Source organism: Bradyrhizobium sp. WSM1253 (assembly GCF_000244935.1).
In the GTDB taxonomy this organism is placed as follows: domain Bacteria; phylum Pseudomonadota; class Alphaproteobacteria; order Rhizobiales; family Xanthobacteraceae; genus Bradyrhizobium; species Bradyrhizobium canariense.
Genome location: NZ_JH600073.1, coordinates 5,537,492 through 5,554,442, shown reverse-complemented (window position 1 = coordinate 5,554,442; position 16,951 = coordinate 5,537,492). Strand labels below are relative to the sequence as shown.

At 64.6% G+C, this 16,951-nt stretch carries 19 protein-coding genes; 5 read left to right on the top strand and 14 right to left on the bottom strand.

All coding sequences use genetic code 11. The features are described from left to right. Positions 1 to 45 precede the first annotated feature (45 nt). From BRA1253DRAFT_RS27600 to BRA1253DRAFT_RS27580, 5 genes are all read left to right on the top strand, one after another. The gene (locus BRA1253DRAFT_RS27600; RefSeq protein ID WP_007599829.1) at positions 46 to 1,158 is read left to right on the top strand and encodes an AI-2E family transporter; all 1,113 of its coding nucleotides are present in this window, start codon (positions 46 to 48) and stop codon (positions 1,156 to 1,158) included. A 78-nt stretch (positions 1,159 to 1,236) separates the two neighbouring features. Next, positions 1,237 to 1,608, top strand: coding sequence for a YqjD family protein (locus BRA1253DRAFT_RS27595; protein ID WP_007599824.1), 372 nt, complete (start codon positions 1,237 to 1,239; stop codon positions 1,606 to 1,608). Positions 1,609 to 1,684: 76 nt separating this feature from the next. Further along, positions 1,685 to 2,140: a hypothetical protein gene (locus BRA1253DRAFT_RS27590; RefSeq protein WP_007599822.1), complete on the top strand. Its 456-nt coding sequence runs from the start codon at positions 1,685 to 1,687 to the stop codon at positions 2,138 to 2,140. 178 nt (positions 2,141 to 2,318) lie between these two features. Further along, positions 2,319 to 3,461, top strand: a complete 1,143-nt coding sequence (locus BRA1253DRAFT_RS27585; protein WP_007599820.1) for an OpgC domain-containing protein — start codon at positions 2,319 to 2,321, stop codon at positions 3,459 to 3,461. Positions 3,462 to 3,548: 87 nt separating this feature from the next. After that, the gene (locus BRA1253DRAFT_RS27580; RefSeq protein ID WP_198288318.1) at positions 3,549 to 4,157 is read left to right on the top strand and encodes a TetR/AcrR family transcriptional regulator; all 609 of its coding nucleotides are present in this window, start codon (positions 3,549 to 3,551) and stop codon (positions 4,155 to 4,157) included. Here BRA1253DRAFT_RS27580 and BRA1253DRAFT_RS27575 read toward each other — a convergent pair. The 14 genes from BRA1253DRAFT_RS27575 to urtB all read right to left on the bottom strand — a co-directional run bounded on the left by BRA1253DRAFT_RS27575 (position 4,154) and on the right by urtB (position 16,880). After that, entirely contained in the window at positions 4,154 to 5,821 is a 1,668-nt protein-coding gene (locus BRA1253DRAFT_RS27575) for an HWE histidine kinase domain-containing protein (protein ID WP_007599818.1), read from the bottom strand. The two genes, BRA1253DRAFT_RS27580 and BRA1253DRAFT_RS27575, sit on opposite strands and share 4 nt — an antisense overlap. A gap of 297 nt (positions 5,822 to 6,118) precedes the next feature. Next, positions 6,119 to 6,742 (bottom strand): urease accessory protein UreG, encoded by a 624-nt coding sequence (ureG, locus tag BRA1253DRAFT_RS27570; RefSeq protein WP_007599817.1) that lies wholly within the window; start codon positions 6,740 to 6,742, stop codon positions 6,119 to 6,121. A 159-nt stretch (positions 6,743 to 6,901) separates the two neighbouring features. After that, a complete protein-coding gene (locus tag BRA1253DRAFT_RS27565; RefSeq protein ID WP_083869919.1) occupies positions 6,902 to 7,630 on the bottom strand; it encodes an urease accessory protein UreF in 729 nt (242 codons plus the stop codon). Then, complete coding sequence (locus BRA1253DRAFT_RS41775) at positions 7,611 to 8,228, bottom strand: urease accessory protein UreE (protein WP_083869916.1); 618 nt, start codon at positions 8,226 to 8,228, stop codon at positions 7,611 to 7,613. The genes BRA1253DRAFT_RS27565 and BRA1253DRAFT_RS41775 overlap by 20 nt, the downstream gene beginning before the upstream one ends. Positions 8,229 to 8,242: 14 nt before the next feature. Continuing rightward, a complete protein-coding gene (locus tag BRA1253DRAFT_RS27555) occupies positions 8,243 to 8,542 on the bottom strand; it encodes a putative quinol monooxygenase (protein ID WP_007599815.1) in 300 nt (99 codons plus the stop codon). Positions 8,543 to 8,684: 142 nt separating this feature from the next. Further along, positions 8,685 to 10,400: an urease subunit alpha gene (ureC, locus tag BRA1253DRAFT_RS27550; protein WP_007599814.1), complete on the bottom strand. Its 1,716-nt coding sequence runs from the start codon at positions 10,398 to 10,400 to the stop codon at positions 8,685 to 8,687. A 37-nt stretch (positions 10,401 to 10,437) separates the two neighbouring features. Further along, on the bottom strand, positions 10,438 to 10,977 hold the full coding sequence (locus BRA1253DRAFT_RS27545) for an HD domain-containing protein (protein ID WP_007599813.1): 540 nt from the start codon (positions 10,975 to 10,977) through the stop codon (positions 10,438 to 10,440). 57 nt (positions 10,978 to 11,034) lie between these two features. Next, a complete protein-coding gene (locus BRA1253DRAFT_RS27540; protein ID WP_007599812.1) occupies positions 11,035 to 11,340 on the bottom strand; it encodes an urease subunit beta in 306 nt (101 codons plus the stop codon). Positions 11,341 to 11,451: 111 nt separating this feature from the next. After that, positions 11,452 to 11,754 (bottom strand): urease subunit gamma, encoded by a 303-nt coding sequence (locus tag BRA1253DRAFT_RS27535; RefSeq protein ID WP_007599811.1) that lies wholly within the window; start codon positions 11,752 to 11,754, stop codon positions 11,452 to 11,454. Positions 11,755 to 11,778: 24 nt separating this feature from the next. After that, a complete protein-coding gene (locus BRA1253DRAFT_RS27530; protein WP_007599808.1) occupies positions 11,779 to 12,609 on the bottom strand; it encodes an urease accessory protein UreD in 831 nt (276 codons plus the stop codon). Positions 12,610 to 12,640: 31 nt separating this feature from the next. Continuing rightward, positions 12,641 to 13,336 (bottom strand): urea ABC transporter ATP-binding subunit UrtE, encoded by a 696-nt coding sequence (urtE, locus tag BRA1253DRAFT_RS27525; protein WP_007599806.1) that lies wholly within the window; start codon positions 13,334 to 13,336, stop codon positions 12,641 to 12,643. A gap of 3 nt (positions 13,337 to 13,339) precedes the next feature. Beyond that, on the bottom strand, positions 13,340 to 14,101 hold the full coding sequence (gene urtD, locus BRA1253DRAFT_RS27520; RefSeq protein WP_007599801.1) for an urea ABC transporter ATP-binding protein UrtD: 762 nt from the start codon (positions 14,099 to 14,101) through the stop codon (positions 13,340 to 13,342). Next, positions 14,098 to 15,276 carry an urea ABC transporter permease subunit UrtC gene (urtC, locus tag BRA1253DRAFT_RS27515; protein ID WP_007599799.1) on the bottom strand — a complete coding sequence of 393 codons (1,179 nt, stop codon included), beginning with the start codon at positions 15,274 to 15,276 and terminating at the stop codon, positions 14,098 to 14,100. Before urtC ends, urtD begins: the two co-directional genes overlap by 4 nt. Beyond that, a complete protein-coding gene (gene urtB, locus BRA1253DRAFT_RS27510; protein ID WP_007599798.1) occupies positions 15,273 to 16,880 on the bottom strand; it encodes an urea ABC transporter permease subunit UrtB in 1,608 nt (535 codons plus the stop codon). Before urtB ends, urtC begins: the two co-directional genes overlap by 4 nt. Between the last annotated feature and the right edge of the window lie 71 nt (positions 16,881 to 16,951).

The following is a 16,951-nucleotide window of genomic DNA, read 5'->3' as shown; positions in this document are numbered from 1 at the left end:
TGATCACAGGCGCGAGGACCGAAGACTCCGTGCCGGAGAGGTATTGTGCGCGTCCTTCCCAGTGAACGTATAATTCCCGGCAACGGCGAAGGCACTCCGCTTCCCGAGAGCCACGGCGAACTCCCCCCGGTGATCCGCCGCACAGAGCTCGTCGCCTTCTCGCTCGCCGGGCTGCTCCTCATCGCAATCGTCGCGGTACTCTATGTCGGTAAGGCGTTCTTCCTGCCTGTCGTGATGGCGTTCGTCACCGGCACGATGCTCTCGCCGGCAGCGACCTTTCTGGAGAACCGGAAAGTGCCGCGCGGGCTTGCCGCCGTCTTGATCGTGTTCGCGGTGACCGCCGTGGTCGGCTTCATCGTCGCGCTGATCGCCTCGCCGGCGATGGAATGGAGCTCGCGCCTGCCCGAACTCGGCACCCAGCTGAAAGACAAGGTCCACGTGTTCGACCGGCCGCTGGCGCTGTGGCGAGAGCTGCAGACGATGCTCGGCGGCTCGGAGGGATTGCCGAGCTTCCAGATGCCGAAATTCGATTGGGTGCAGCCGACGATCGAATTCCTGTCACCGACCTTTACCGAATTCCTGCTGTTCTTCGTCACGCTGATCCTGTTCATCGCCAGCTGGCGGGACCTGCGACGGGCGATGATCATGACCTTCAGCGATCATGAGGCACGGCTGCGCACGCTTCGCATCCTCAACGAGATCGAGGTCCATCTCGGCAACTATCTCTTGACCGTGACCCTCATCAATGTCGGCGTCGGCGTCGCCGCCGGCATCGTCTGCGCGCTCACCGGAATGCCCAATCCGGCTGGCCTCGGCGCGCTCGCGGCCACCCTCAATTTCATTCCGATCATCGGACCGGTGGCCATGTTCGCCATTCTGGTCGTGGTGGGACTGGTCACCTTCCCGACCGTCAGCGGCGGCCTGATGGCGGCGCTCGCCTTTGGCGGCATCACCTTCCTGGAGGGACATTTCGTCACGCCGACCATCATCGGCCGGCGGCTGGCGCTCAATGCGCTCGCGGTGCTGCTGGCGCTGGCGTTCTGGACCTGGCTGTGGGGCCCGATGGGCGCGTTCCTGTCGTCGCCGCTGCTGATCGTCGCCCTGATCCTGAAGGAGCATCTGTTGCCGCAGGATTCGCCGCAGCTCCCGCAGGACTGACCGGTTTCCGTGAACGGAACTTACCCGACGACGAAACGTTTCCCGGCTGTCTCAACCGTCAACAGCTCGGAGCCCCCGATGTCCACCACCAATGCCGAAGCCGGGATGAGAGACTGGACCGACAAAGCCACCCGAGAACGCCTCGAGAAGGATGTAGCAGCCGTGAAAAGCGATATCGCCGCCCTCACCGATCAGATCACCGACGCGCTCAATACTTTTGCCAACTCCTCCGGCAAGCAGGCCCGCCGCGGCTATCGCCAAGCGCGCGAAAACGTGGATTCCGCGATCGACGACATGTCGGAGCGCGGCAGCGCGATGATGGGCGCGGCACAGGAGGCCTACGGCTCGATCGAGGAGACGCTGGAGGACGCGATCAGCCAGCGGCCGCTCGCGACCGTCGGGCTCGCGCTCGGCATCGGCTTTCTGATCGGCGCGGCCTGGCGCCGCTGAGGTCGCGAATGGGTATCGAGACGGTGGCGCAGCGGCGCCGCCGGCGCCGGCTTGTGGGGATCTGAGGAGCAAGACCATGTTTCAGCGCATCATCGACGGGATCAGCGCATCCACCGGCAGCGCTGTGCGGCTGACCTCGTTGGCGGCAGGCGCGGCGTTCGCGCTCTTCATCACCACCTGCTTCCTGTGCGCAGCGGCGTTCATCTCGGTGCTCGAGAAATATGGTCCGGTGCAGGCCTGCCTTGCCGGTGCAGGCGTTTTCTTTCTCCTGACCCTGACCGCGGCGGTGAGCTATTGGGTCTACAAGCGGCAGCTGCGCAAGCAAGCTTATATCGCGGCCGAGCGCGCCACGAAGTCGGCGGCCTCGAGCATGCTCGCGGACCCCATGCTGCTCGCCACCGGACTCCAGATCGTTCGCGCCATCGGGATCAAGCGGCTGTTGCCGATCCTGGCGATCGGCGGTGTCGCCCTCGGAATCATGGCGAGCCGCGCCGGCGTACCCGACGAGGCCTCGGCCGAACCTGCCGAGTAGCAGCTACGGCGGGTTAGAAAATTTCGTCAGAAGTCCCGCGAACGCATCTATCGAATCGGCACCAGTGGCCCCGCGCCGATTTTGCGCCGTTGCCTGCGCCATCACGCAAACGCTACTCGGATAGGCAGGCGGTTGCCGGTAAAAGCAGCGCCCCTGATTCCAAAAAGCCATTTTTTCGATGAAACCGTCCGTCCAGGCGAACCTCGCCGCATTCCATCACGACCCTCGTCTCTATTTGACGCTCGGCATCGCCAACTGGTCGGTTTTCGTCGACCACATCCCGAACAACGTCGTCAATTTGCTGACGCTGCGCAACTTCGGCTTCAGCGGCGCCGCAGACTTGTTCGTGTTCGTGGTGGGCTATGGCGTCGCGATCATTCACGGCAGGATCGCACTGGAGCGCGGCTACGTGGTCGCGGCGACGCGCATCTTTCGCCGCGTCTGGCGGCTGTATGCCGCTTATGTCGTGCTGTTCGTGATCTATATCGACACCATCGCCTATGTCGCCTCGCAATCGAAGGCGCCCGAGATCATCCACGAATACAACATATCGGGAATTCTCGAGCACCCGCTGCGCATCCTGGTGCGTGGCCTCGTGCTCCAGGAGGAGCCGCTGAATCTCGACCTGTTACAGCTGATGATCCCGCTGATGGCCTTCTTTCCGTTCGCGCTGTGGGGCCTGTTGCGGCGTCCGAACCTGATGCTTGCGGCATCGGTCGCGCTGTACGTTGCGGCGCGCTGGTTCGACTGGAATTTCCGGGTCTATCCGGACCAGGAGTGGACCTTCAACCCGTTCTGCTGGCAGATGCTGATGGTGCTGGGCGGCTGGTTCGCCGTGACCGGTGCGTCGGGCCGCGCGCTGCATGGCCTGTCCTGGCTGCGCGTGCTTGCGGGCGCCTATCTCGTATTCGCAATGGCGATCACGCTGATGCGCCACTCGCCGGCGCTTGCCGCCTACTTGCCGAACATCGTGCTCGACAATATCACGCCGACCGACAAGGAAAACCTCGCACCCTATCGCGTGGTCCACTTCCTCGCGCTCGCTTTCCTCGCGACATATCTCGTCCCGGCCGATCATCCCGCCCTGCAATGGAGACCGTTACGGGCGGTCATCAGATGCGGCGAGGAATGGCTCGCGGTGTTCTGCGTCGGCGTGTTCCTGTCCCTCGCCGGCCATCTCGTCCTGATCACCGGCGCCAATCTGGTGGTGATGCAGATCGCCGTGAGTCTGGCCGGCTTCGCGGCGATGGCCGCGGTCGCATATTACATCGGCTGGTCGAAGCGGCAGGACCTGCCCGCGGCCTTGCGGCAGCAGACCTAACTCGACACCTTCCGATTCCGCTAGGCCGGCCGTCACGGCTGGGCTATGCGGAGCGGCAGCGGATTGCGCGAGGAGGCCGGCGTGGTGATGGCGAATGGCGGGAGTGAGGGAGCCGACAGCGCGCCCCGGCGCGGCCGGCCGAGGTCGATCGAGACCACCAACGCCATTCTCCAAAGCGCCTATGCGCTGATGGCCACCACCGGCCTTGCCGCCACCACCATCGACGCAATCGCGCGCCACTCCAGCGTCTCCAAGATGACGATCTACAAATGGTGGCCGTCCCGCGAAGCCTTGCTGATCGACGCCTTCCTTCACCATGCCGCGCAGATGCTACCGCTGCCGCCTGCAAGCTCGGGCAGCCCCGCCGCGCGCGCACGCCGCCATGCCGCGGCCTACGCCGAAGCGCTCCAGGGCGAGTTCGGCAAGGTCCAGCTCGCCGTCATCTCCGAATGCATCTCCAAGACCGGCTCGGCGGAGCTGTTCTACGCCCGCTACCTGCAATTCCGCCGCGACGCACTGATCGAGATGATCGCCGCAGGCCAGAACGACGGCAGCATTCTGGCGGAAGCGCCGCCCCAGGATCTCTACGACGCGATTTATGGCAGCCTGTTCTACCGCTACGTCTTCGGCATCGCGCCGATCACGCCGGCCTACGCGCGGACTCTGGTTGACCTCGTGCTGCGCCCGAAGAGTTAGGGCGTTTTCCGCGCCGGCCGGATCGGTGCTGACAGCTTGTCGGTGCGGTCGCGCTCGGTCATGTCCTCGACCGTCTCCATCGGCGCGGTCAGCTCGTAGACATAGGAAACGTCGGTGAAATAGCGCTTGGCGGTGCCGCCGAGCGCCTCGGGCGCGACGCGGTCGAGCAGGATCAGGCCGAAATCGGAATCGGGGCGGCGCGTCGCTTCGCTGGTGTTGAACTCCTCCCAGCGGAAATAGAAGACCTCGCCGGCCCCCTCGTTCGTCACCGTCCAATTGGCCGTGATGTGCGGATGCTTGCCGACCAGCGACAGGCCCTCGTCGGAGTGCGAGGCGAGCTCGAAGAACAGCAGCGACAGGCTCTGCGCTGCACGCGCGCTGACTGCGATATCAGGACCGGTGACGGCGATTCGGTCGGCATGCGGGATGGCGCGCGCCTCGAACAGGCCCTTCAGCTTGACCCCCTGCCACTGGCTCTCGCTGAGCAGTGAGACGACGTTGGACATGGCGTGGATGCGGCCGATCAGGAGCTCGCGCGCGACATCGATGTCCGAGCCATGGCGCAGCGTGCGGGTCACGATCGACTGGATCACTGCCAGGATGTTTTTGACCCGGTGGTTGAGCTCGTCGATGACAGCAGTCAACCGGCGCTCGAAGCCGATTCTGACCTGGATTTCCCGGCTGAGCCGCAAATTGTTGTAGGCGACATAGCCGAACAGGCCGCACACCATCGCGGTGATCGCAAAGCCGATCGCCGCCACGATGATCGCAGTCTGCTCGGCGCGGCGCGCCGAATTGGTCTTGGCGTAATAGCCGAGCTGCCAGTCGCGCCCCCCAAAGCTCACCGTGCGCGTCGCCGACGGCGCCGGCCCATCGGCCGCCGTCGTTCGGGCCGAGACGACGCCTTGATCGTTGGCGACGAGTTCGCCACCCTCCCGGCGCGGATCCTTCAGTGCGACTGCGAACAACGACATGTCGTCGTTGGTCAGCATCAGGGAAGAGAGCTCGTAGGAAAATGTGATGAAGCCCGCCGGCTCCGTCGCGCCCTCGGGGATGACGGGAGCGGCCACAATGATGCCGATCGGCCCGCCGCTGCGCAGGAGGGCAACCGGTTCTGAGGCAACCGATCTCTTCTCCACTCTGGCGCGCGCCAGCATGGCGCTGCGCACCTGATCCTGGTCGTAGCTGCGGCCGGGCAGCCCCTTGGTCTCGTTGCTGCGCGGCTCGAGATCCATCAGCACGTCGATCGGCTGGGTGACACCTGCGGGATCGATCGGCTTGTCGTCATAGGTGCGGATTCGCGGATTGGGGAAGCCGGCGCTCGCGATGGCGGCCTGTGCTGCGGCAAGTTCGTTCGGCTTCAGGCGGGCGACCCAGCCCGCCACCACGAAATCGGTCTTGAAGGCGTAGATGGCCGAGCGCAGCGGCTCGAGCATGTTTGGCTTGAGCACCGACGGCGCCCGGAACAGGCCGGAGGCAACCCGCGCGAGCAGTTCGCGCTCGGTGAGCCGGTCCTGGACGAGGCTCGCATGGACGTCGATCGCGCGCGCCAGCGCGATCCGGTCCAGCGCCAGCTCCTGGTCGTGGACGCGATAGGCCGCAAGCCCGGAGAGCAGGGCTCCGAGAAGAGCAATGAAGCCGATGATGAAACCCAGCCGGACCACGCGACTACTCAGGCGAAAGCAGGAGGTCGGCAATAAACACGGAGCATATGGACGCCGCTCGAACGGGCACGTGCCGAAACAGGGTGGACCCCAATGGCCGGGATAATGAAGGAGGAGACATCGGTACGCAACTTGGTCGCCTGAGAAGCTTAAATCGGCCCGCCGCTGGTCCGGCCGGGACGGATTTGCTCCGGGCACCGGAGGTAATCAATTGCCGTGACCGAAATTTGTTCCGTGGACACGGCTCTGCCCATGGCGTTAACGGGGGGAAACGCCTGCGTTAGGTGGTCGCGCCGGTCAGCCGGCCCGTTTCAAGCCGCCTTTGGCCTCAATGAAGCCGATGATGCGGTCCAGCCCCTGGCTCTTCTTCAGGTTGGTCATGACGAACGGCCGCTCGCCGCGCATGCGCCTGGCGTCCGTCTCCATCTTTTCCAGGGAGGCGCCGACATGGGGCGCCAGGTCGATCTTGTTGATGACAAGGAGGTCGGACCGGGTGATGCCGGGGCCGCCCTTGGACGGGATCTTGTCGCCGGCCGCCACGTCGATGACGTAAATGGTGAGATCGGCGAGCTCGGGGGAAAAGGTGGCAGCGAGGTTATCGCCGCCGGATTCGATCAGCACGAGATCGAGCCCGGGAAACTTGGCGCGCATATCCGCCACCGCGGCGAGATTCATCGAGGCGTCCTCGCGGATCGCGGTGTGCGGACAGCCGCCGGTCTCGACCCCGGCAATGCGATCCGGCGTCAGCGAACCCGAGCGCACGAGAAATTCCGCATCCCATTTGGTGTAGATGTCGTTGGTGATCGCCGCGATGTCGTAGCGCTCGCGCATGGTCTTGCAGAGCAGGTCCATCAGCGCGGTCTTGCCCGATCCGACCGGACCGCCGATGCCGACGCGCAAGGGACCGTGAGATGTAGGCATTGAGTCTTTCCTATCGTCGTCCTGGCGAAAGCCAGGACCCATTACCACTGAACCCGATTGTCACGGCACGCTGGAGCCGCATCTGTGCATAGCCACGCGCACTCGTGGTTATGGGTCCTGGCTTTCGCCAGGACGACGGCGGAGAGCAACTCACCCTGCTCATGACCGAAACAGCCGCGTATATTGCGTCTCGTGCCGCAGGCTGGCGAGGTCGGCGCGAAACGTCGCGCCGCCGACATCGTCCAACGTCGCATTCAGCGCACGATGTGCCGTCGTGGCAACCGCGGCTTCCAGCTTCACCAGCACGCGCTGGCTGTCGGTCTGGCCGAGCGGGATGAGCCGGCTGGCCGCGGAAATCCAGTTCGAGACCAACGCATGCAGGAAGGCGTGCAGCGTCGGTGCCAGCGGCACGCCGTGCATCGCGGCGACCACGCCAACGGCAACGGGATAGACCAGTGGCGTGCGGCATGCCGCAACCATGGCATCCAGCCCGTCGGCATCCCACGCTGCGCGGGCCATGTCGATGAAGGCACGGCCCTGCGATGTCGTCTCCAGTTGCCGCTCGCGCGACGGCACGAAGGCCGCGGCGAGCTCGGCGATATCGCTCAAGGTGTCGCCCTCGCCCGCTTCAGTGGCGCGATAGGCGTGGACCAGAAAAATCGCATCGCAGAAGCCCGAGCCATCGCGAAGCATCGCGTCGAGCCAGTCCGCCAGCGACGCGACGTCGGTGATGTCGCCGGCCTCGACCGCCCATTCGATGCCGCTGGAGTAGGAAAAGCCGCCGACGGGAAACGCGGGCGACAGCCAGGTCATCAGCCGGTACAGCGCCGCCGCCTCGCGCTCCGCGAGGTCGCGGGCCGCGACCGGCTCATTTGTGGTCATGAGCATGCTTGTGGCCGTGGTGATGATCGGGGTGATCGCAGTGCTCGTCGTGCTGGTGATCGTGACCGTCGCCATGTGCGGCATGATCATGATGGTGATCATGATGGTGATCATGATGATCATCGTGGCCATGATCGTGATGCGCGTGGTCGTCGTGTCCATGCGCATGACCGGCATCGGCATAGGCGCCGCCCTCGGGATCGAACGGCGCCTCGATCTCGATCACGCGCGCACCGAGGCCCTTCACCATGGCTTCGATGACGTGGTCGCGGCGGATGCGCAGGCCCTTGGCCATGATCTGCGTCGGCAGATGGCGATTGCCGAGATGCCAGCCGACGCGAATAAGGTGGTGCGGATCGTGGCCGCGAATCTCGAGCAACGGCTCGGGCGCGGCGACCACCTCGACCAGTCGGCCGTCCTCCAACACCAGTGCATCGCCGCCGCGCAGGGCGACGGCATTCTCCAGGTCGAGCAGGAACTCGAGCCCCCGCGTTCCCGTCATCGCCATCCGGCGGCGGTGTCGATCGTCGAAATCGAGCACGACCGTATCCGCCGGCGCTTCCGCGAAGCGGTGTTGTCCCCTGACCTGCGTCGCCCGGATCATGCGCTTTTACCCCGTTAGCGTGTCTCGACCTTCTCGGGCGTGATCACTTCGATCTTCGGCGGCGCCGTAAAACACTTCACCGCGACGCGGCCGAACGTCTTCATGTGCTCCATGGCGCGATGCGGCACCAGTGCTTCGGCATTCTCCCACTGCTCGACGAACACCATCTTGGCGGGATCGGTGACGCTCTCATGCAGATCATAGGCGATATTGCCGGGCTCTTTCCGCGTCTCCTTGATGCAGGCGGTGGCAGCTGCAATGAATTCGGCGCGCGTTTCAGGCTTGATGGTCAAGGTGGCGACGACGTAGATCACGAGAAATCCTCCCGGCTTTTCTTCTGGGCTTCAGATACCCGGCGGGACCTTAGACCAGGCGGGATCGAACGCAAAACCCGGAAAAGCTGCCCCCGGATATGCGACCAGGACATGTTCCTGAGACATGCGTTGAGGCGCTATTTCAGTACATGAAATATCGCTGCGCCATCGGCAGCACCTCGGCGGGGGCGCAGGTCAAAAGCTCGCCGTCGGCGCGGACCTCATAGGTCTCCGGATCGACTTCGATATTGGGCGTGGCGTCGTTGTGAATCATGCTCTTCTTCGAGATCCTGCCGCGGGTGTTCTGGACCGCATAGAGCTTCTTGTCGATGCCGAGCTTACGCGCGAGGCCGCCGGTGATCGCGGCCTTCGAGGTGAACACCACTGAGGATGCGGTTATCGCCTTGCCGAAGGCGCCGAACATCGGCTGATAATGCACCGGCTGCGGGGTCGGGATCGAGGCGTTGGGATCGCCCATGGGAGCGGCGACGATCATGCCGCCCTTGACGACACAATCGGGCTTGACGCCGAAGAAGGCCGGCGACCACAGCACGAGATCGGCGAGCTTCCCCTTCTCCACCGAGCCGATCAGCTTCGAAACGCCATGGGCGATCGCGGGATTGATCGTGTATTTGGCGATGTAGCGCTTGACGCGGAAATTGTCGTTGTCCTTGCCCTTATCCTGCGGCAGCGAGCCGCGCTGCTTCTTCATCTTGTCGGCGGTCTGCCAGGTCCGGATGATGACCTCGCCGAGGCGGCCCATGGCCTGGGAGTCCGACGAGATCATCGAGAGCGCGCCGAGATCGTGCAGGATGTCCTCGGCCGCGATGGTCTCCTTGCGGATGCGGCTTTCCGCGAACGCCAGATCTTCCGCGATCGAGGGATCGAGGTGGTGGCACACCATCAGCATGTCCAGATGCTCGTCGATGGTGTTGCGCGTGAAGGGCCGCGTCGGGTTGGTCGAGGACGGCAGCACGTTCTTGAGCCCCGCGACCTTGATGATATCGGGGGCATGACCGCCGCCGGCGCCCTCGGTGTGGAAGGCGTGGATGGTGCGGCCCTTGAAGGCTTTGATGGTATCCTCGACGAAGCCGGATTCGTTCAACGTGTCGGTGTGGATCATCACCTGGATATCGTAGTCGTCGGCGACCGAGAGGCAGGTGTCGATCGCGGCCGGCGTCGTGCCCCAGTCCTCGTGCAGCTTCAGCGCACAGGCCCCGGCCTTGATCATCTCGACCAGCGCGGCGGGCCGCGAGGCGTTGCCCTTGCCAGAGATGCCGAGATTGACCGGGAAGGCGTCGAACGACTGGATCATCCGCCCCATGTGCCACGGCCCCGGCGTGCAGGTCGTGGCGAACGTGCCGTGCGAGGGCCCGGTGCCGCCCCCTAACATCGAGGTGACCCCAGACATCAGCGCGTGCTCGATCTGCTGCGGACAGATGAAGTGGATGTGGCTGTCGAAGCCGCCGGCGGTGAGGATCTTGCCTTCACCCGCGATTACGTCGGTGCCCGGGCCGATGATGATGGTGACACCCGGCTGGATGTCGGGATTGCCGGCCTTGCCGATGCCGGCGATCATGCCGTCCTTGATCGCGACGTCGGCCTTCACGATGCCCCAGTGATCGACGATCAGCGCATTGGTGATGACGGTGTCCGCCGCGCCCTGCTTGTTGGTGACCTGCGACTGACCCATGCCGTCGCGGATCACCTTGCCGCCGCCGAACTTCACCTCCTCGCCGTAGGTGGTGAAATCCTTCTCGACCTCGATGATGAGGTCGGTGTCGGCCAGCCGCACCTTGTCACCGGTGGTCGGGCCAAACATGTCGGCATAGACCGAACGCTTTATTTTGACGGACATCACAAGCCCCGTTTGCGTTTGAATTTTGGACCGGTGCTCACAGCGAGGTCCTCGCTGTGAGCACCGTGTCGTCGAATGTCGTATCGAGCCAAGAGTTGCCGCCCCGGCAACCGGCGACAACCTGCTCGGCCCAGTCGGTGTAGTCGACGAGATCGTCACGTTCCTCGGCCGTCGGATCGGAATGCACGCGCGCGCCGATATTGCTGATCTTGTCGGCGATCTTGATCAGCCTGGCGCCAGCCGATTTCTTCGGTGCGTCGAGCACCTGACGCCGCCGCCGCTCCGGCTTAGGCAGGCTCATATCGTCGGTGCATTCCTCGACAAGCGACGCGACACGGTCGGAGAATTTTTGCGCGAGCTCCTCGCGCGTGGTGTCGGTGTCCTCGATCGCATCGTGCAGCCAGCCTGCGGCAACGAGTTCGGCGTCGGCGCCGTCGGTCGCGGTGGCAAGCAGGTTCGCGACCTCGGCGAGGTGGTTGATGTAGGGCTCATGACCACGGCCCTTGCGCGCCATGCCGTTGTGACGGCGCGCGGCGAGCTCGGCGGCTTCGGAGACGAGGCGGACAGGTGACAGCATGGCAAAGTCCTCCGTTTTCGCCTCAACCATGCCGCGCCACGCTCGTTCCTGTGGATTTCACAGCTTCCCCATCACGTCGCCGCGGAAGCCGTAGATGGTCTTCTTGCCGGCCACCGCGACGAGCTGAACGTCGCGGGTCTGGCCGGGCTCGAAGCGAACGGCGGTGCCGGCGGCGATGTCGAGGCGCATGCCGCGGGCTTTCTTGCGGTCGAACTTCAGCGCCGGGTTGGTCTCGAAGAAATGGTAGTGCGAGCCGACCTGGATCGGGCGGTCACCGGTGTTGGCGACCGTCAGCGTCACGGTCTTGCGGCCGGCATTGAGCTCGATCTCGCCGTCCTGGATGAAGAGTTCGCCGGGAATCATTCTATCCTCCTCGTCATTCCGGGGCCCGCGCAGCGAGAACCCGGAATCTCGATCAACAATCTTTGGATTCCGGGTTCGCCCTTCAGGCGCCCCGGAATGACGAATTCAAAACTACCTGATCGGCTCGTGCACGGTGACGAGCTTAGTGCCGTCCGGAAAGGTCGCCTCGACCTGGATGTCGTGGATCATCTCGGGAATGCCCGGCATCACCTGGTCGCGCGTGAGGACCTGCGCACCCGCTTGCATCAGCTCGGCGACGGTGCGGCCATCCCGCGCGCCTTCGAGGATGAAATCGGAGATGAGCGCGATCGCCTCCGGATGGTTGAGCTTGACGCCGCGATCCAGCCGGCGGCGGGCTACGATCGCCGCCATCGAGATCAGAAGCTTGTCCTTTTCGCGCGGAGACAGGTTCATACGAAATCTCTTCCGTTCACTTCGTCAATTCAGCCAGAGCCGCGGCAGCGCCGCACCGGTGCGCGCCAATACGGCCATCATGTCGCCACGCAGGCGCGCCGCATCTTGGGCACAGAACCGCGCCATTGCAAAGCCATTCCAGGCGGACATCCCGACCTCACCGGCGAAGGATTCCGAGGCCTCGCGGAGACGCTCGATCAGGGCCTCGTCGCCGGGCACGATCAGCGCCGTCCCGATCGCAGCGCCGCCCTTCGCCACCGCCGATCGCGCAAGCTTTGCGCCGATATTGCCGTCGAGCCTGACGGTCTCGGCGAACACTAGCTTGCCGCCGCGACGCAGTCGCCAGCGGTCGACGAACTCGCCCTGCTCCATCCGCTCACCCATCGCGGTACGGCCGAACACCACGATCTCGCACAGCAGGAGCGAGGCAGTCGCATCGAGGTCTATGTCGAAGCGACGGCGCACGCGCGCCCGGTCGAACAGGATCGTCTCCTGCGGCAGCCAGCCGAGATGTGCGCCTGCGGCAACCTTCAGCGCTATATTGAGCTCCGCCGCCTGCCCTGGCGCGCGATAGACCTTTTCCGCGGCCGCCGTCGTCAGCGTCAGCTTCGCACCATCTGCGGCCGCGATTTCGATGTCGAAGCGATCGCCGCCGGCGACGCCGCCGGCCGTGTTGACGAACACGCCGGAGAGCCCCTCGTCCTCCGGCGAAGGGAAGCGCACGCGCAGGGAGCCGGACTCATGCAAGATCCCGCGACGTGTCACACCGTCGCGCGCGTGGACGTCGAAGCGCACCGCTCCGCGGGCACGGTTGGCGTCGAACACCGAAGATGTCGCTAAAACGTCGCTGCGCATCCGCCTCCCCAGCCGGTCGCGGCAGAATGGCCTACAGCGCCATCTGGCGGCTGATTTCGCTCGCGTCGAGATTGGAGCGGTCGCAGGTGAACTTCACCGCGCCGCGATCCATCACCGCAAAACTGTCGCCGAGTTCGCAGGCAAAGTCGAGATATTGTTCGACCAGCACGATGGCGATGTTGCCGAGATTGCGCAGGTACGAGATGGCGCGGCCGATATCCTTGATGATCGAGGGCTGGATGCCCTCCGTCGGCTCGTCGAGCAGCAGCAGCTTTGGCCGCATCACCAGCGCACGCCCGATCGCGAGCTGTTGTTGCTGGCCGCCGGAGAGATCGCCGCCGCGCCGGCCGAGCATGGATTGCAGCACCGGGAACAGCGAATACACGTCGTCCGGAATGTGCTTGTCCTCGCGCCTGAGCGGGCCGAAGCCGGTCTTGAGATTCTCCTCGACCGTCAGAAGTGGGAATATCTCGCGCCCCTGCGGCACGAAGCCGATGCCCTTGCGCGCGCGCTCATAGGGCTTCAGGCCCGTAATATCGTTGCCGTCGAGCACGATCGCGCCCGATGAGATCGGGTACTGCCCGACCATGGCGCGCAAGAGCGAGGTCTTGCCGACGCCGTTGCGCCCGAGCACGCAGGTCACCTTGCCGGGCTCGGCCGCGATCGACACGCCGCGCAGCGCCTGCGCCGCGCCGTAGAACAGGTTGATGTCCTTGACCTCAAGCATCGCTCACCGCCCCAGATAGACTTCGATGACCCGCTCGTTGGACGAGACCTGGTCGATGGTGCCTTCGGCGAGCACGGTACCCTCGTGCAGGCAAGTGACCTTGACGCCGAGTTCGCGCACGAACGTCATGTCGTGCTCGACCACCATCACGGTGTGGGTCTTGTTGATTTCCTTGAGCAGCTCGGCGGTGAGATGCGTCTCGACGTCGGTCATGCCAGCGACGGGCTCGTCGACGAGAAGCAGTTTTGGATCCTGGGCGAGCAGCATGCCGATCTCAAGCCACTGCTTCTGGCCGTGGCTGAGGCTGCCGGCGAGACGGTTGCGGGCCTCGGTAAGGCGGATCGTTTCCAGCACCTTGTCGATCTGCTCGGATTCCGCCCGGCTGCCGCGCCAGAACAGCGTAGCCTTGACGCTGTGGTCGACATTGAGCGCGAGCAGCAAATTGTCCTGCACGGTCTGGCTCTCGAACACGGTCGGCTTCTGGAATTTGCGGCCGATGCCGAGCTCGGCGATGCGGGTCTCGTCAAGCCGCGTCAGGTCCGTGACGCCGTCGAACAGCACGGTGCCTTCGTCGGGCTTGGTCTTGCCGGTGATGATGTCCATCATCGTGGTCTTACCGGCGCCGTTCGGGCCGATGATGGCGCGCATCTCGCCGGGCTCGAGCGTCAGCGAGAGGTTGTTAATGGCGTGGAAGCCGTCGAACGAGACGTGCACGCCGTCGAGATACAGCATTGCGGAGGTCGCGCGGGTGTCCATGACGTTCATTGCGCCTCCTCCGCCATTTTGGGTTCGGCGACGCCATCTTCGGCCGCGGCGCTCGCAATGGTCGCGGCGTCGCGCCTTTCCTTCGACGAGTCCCACCAGGCGTTGAAAGTGCCGACGATGCCCTTGGGCAGCAGCAGCGTCACCAGAATGAACATCGCACCCAGCATGAACAGCCAGTACGGCGCGAGCATGCCGGAGGTGAAGAACGTCTTTGCGTAATTGACGACGACGGCACCGAGCGCAGCGCCGACCAGCGTACCGCGGCCGCCGACCGCAACCCAGATCACCGCCTCGATCGAATTGCCGGGCGCGAATTCGCTCGGGTTGATGATGCCGACCTGCGGCACATAGAGCGCGCCGGCGACGCCTGCCATGCAGGCCGACACCGTGAACACGAACAGCTTGTAGGATTCGACGCGGTAGCCGAGGAAGCGCGTGCGCGATTCGGCATCGCGCACCGCGATCAGCACCTTGCCGAGCTTGGACGAGACGATGGCGCGGCAGATCAGGAAGCCGGCGATCAGCGCCAGGCAGCTCAGCGCGAACAGCGCAGCACGGGTGCCTTCGGCCTGCACGTTGAAGCCCAAAATGTCCTTGAAGTCGGTCATGCCGTTGTTGCCGCCGAAGCCGAAATCGTTGCGGAAGAAGGCCAGCAGCAGCGCATAGGTCATCGCCTGGGTGATGATCGACAGATACACGCCCGTGACGCGGGAGCGGAAGGCGAGCCAGCCGAAGCAGAAGGCGAGCAGGCCCGGCACGATCAGCACCATCAGCGCGGCAAACCAGAACATGTCGAAGCCGTACCAGTACCAGGGCAGCTTCGAATAGTTCAGGAACACCATGAAGTCAGGCAGGATCGGGTTGCCGTAGACGCCGCGGCTGCCGATCTGCCGCATCAGGTACATGCCCATCGCGTAGCCACCGAGCGCGAAGAAAGCACCGTGGCCGAGCGAGAGGATGCCGCAATAGCCCCAGATCAGGTCGATCGAGAGCGCCAGGATGGCGTAGCAGACATATTTGCCCCAGAGCGCGACGAGATAGGTCGGCACTTGCAGGAACGAACCCGCGGGCAGCAGCAGGTTGGAGAGCGGGATCAGGATGCCGCAGGCCACGACGACCGCAAGGAAGATCGTCGCGCCGCGGTCCAGCGATCGCGTCAGCATGTGAGGGGTCATGCTTCCACCGCACGGCCCTTGAGCGCGAACAGGCCGCGCGGCCGCTTTTGAATGAACAGGATGATGAGAACGAGGATGGCGATCTTGCCGAGCACGGCGCCGGCGACCGGCTCCAGGAATTTGTTGGCGATGCCGAGCGTGAAGGCGCCGACCAGCGTGCCCCAGAGATTGCCGACGCCTCCGAACACGACGACCATGAAGCTGTCGATGATGTAGCTCTGGCCGAGATTGGGGCTGACATTGTCGATCTGCGACAGCGCCACGCCGGCGATGCCGGCAATGCCCGAGCCGAGGCCGAAGGTCAGCGCATCGACCCGCGAGGTCGCGATGCCCATCGAGGCCGCCATGCGGCGGTTCTGCGTCACCGCGCGCATCTCGAGCCCTAGCGCCGTGTAGCGCAGCATCGCGAGCAGAATGACGAACACCGCGAGCGTGAAGACAAGGATCCAGAGCCGGTTATAGGTAATCGTGATCTGGCCGAGCTCGAACGCGCCGCTCATCCAGGAGGGGTTGCCGACCTCGCGGTTGGTCGGGCCGAACATGGTGCGCACCGCCTGCTGCAGCACCAGCGACAAGCCCCACGTCGCCAGCAGCGTCTCCAGGGGACGGCCATAGAGAAAGCGGATGATGCTGCGCTCGATCACGACGCCGAGCGCGCCCGCCACCAGGAAGGCGAGCGGCACCGCGATCAGCAGCGAATAGTCGAACAGGCCGGGATAGCGGGTGCGGATCACCTCCTGCACCACGAAGGTGGTGTAGGCCCCGATCATCACCATCTCGCCATGCGCCATGTTGATGACGCCCATCACGCCGAACGTGATGGCAAGCCCGATTGCAGCAAGCAGCAGCACCGAACCCAGCGAGAGGCCGTACCAGGCATTCTGCACCATCGACCAGACCGCGAGCGAACTCTGGATCGAGCCGATTGCGCTCGCGGCAGCCTTGGTCACCGAGGCCGGCTGGTCGCCCATGCCGGTAAGCAGCGCCATCGCCTCCTGGTCGCCGCGCGCCTTGATGGTGGCAACGGCTTCGAGCTTCTCGACCTCGGTGGCATCAGGCTTGAACAACAGGATCGCCGCGCGGGCGTCGCCCAGCGCAGCTTTGACGGATCGGTTGGTTTCCTTGGCGAGCGCGCCATCGACGGCTTCGAGCGACGTCTCCTCATGCGACTTGAAGACGGATTGCGCGGCCTGCAGCCGCGCTCCGATGTCCGGTGACTGCAGCGTCAGGCTGCCGATCGCGGCATCGACGCTGCGGCGCAAGCGGTTGTTGAGGCGGACCGCGCTTGCACTGTCGGGCACGCTCGCCACAGCCAGGCCGGTCGCGGCATCGATCGACTTGCCGTCGGTGCCGGTGACGTAAACCTTCTTGCTATCCGGGTCGGCCATGAGTCGGCCGTCCTGAAGCGCGCTGATGATGGGGAAAGCCAGCTTGTTGCCGCTGCCCGCGACCACGCCGATCGCCTCTTCCGTGTCGGAATAATCGTCGTTGGCGAATTTGGCGACCGCATCCTCGAACGGGCCGGCCAAGGCCGGCAGTGCGAACGCGATCAGGAACAACGAGAGCAGGAGCGAACAGAGGCGGGCGGACAAATTGGCTGGCACTGTGAAAGACCCCGGCAGAAAAGGGTGGAGAAGGCGGCGGGATCGCCGCCTTCTCCGATCGTGCAATGGAG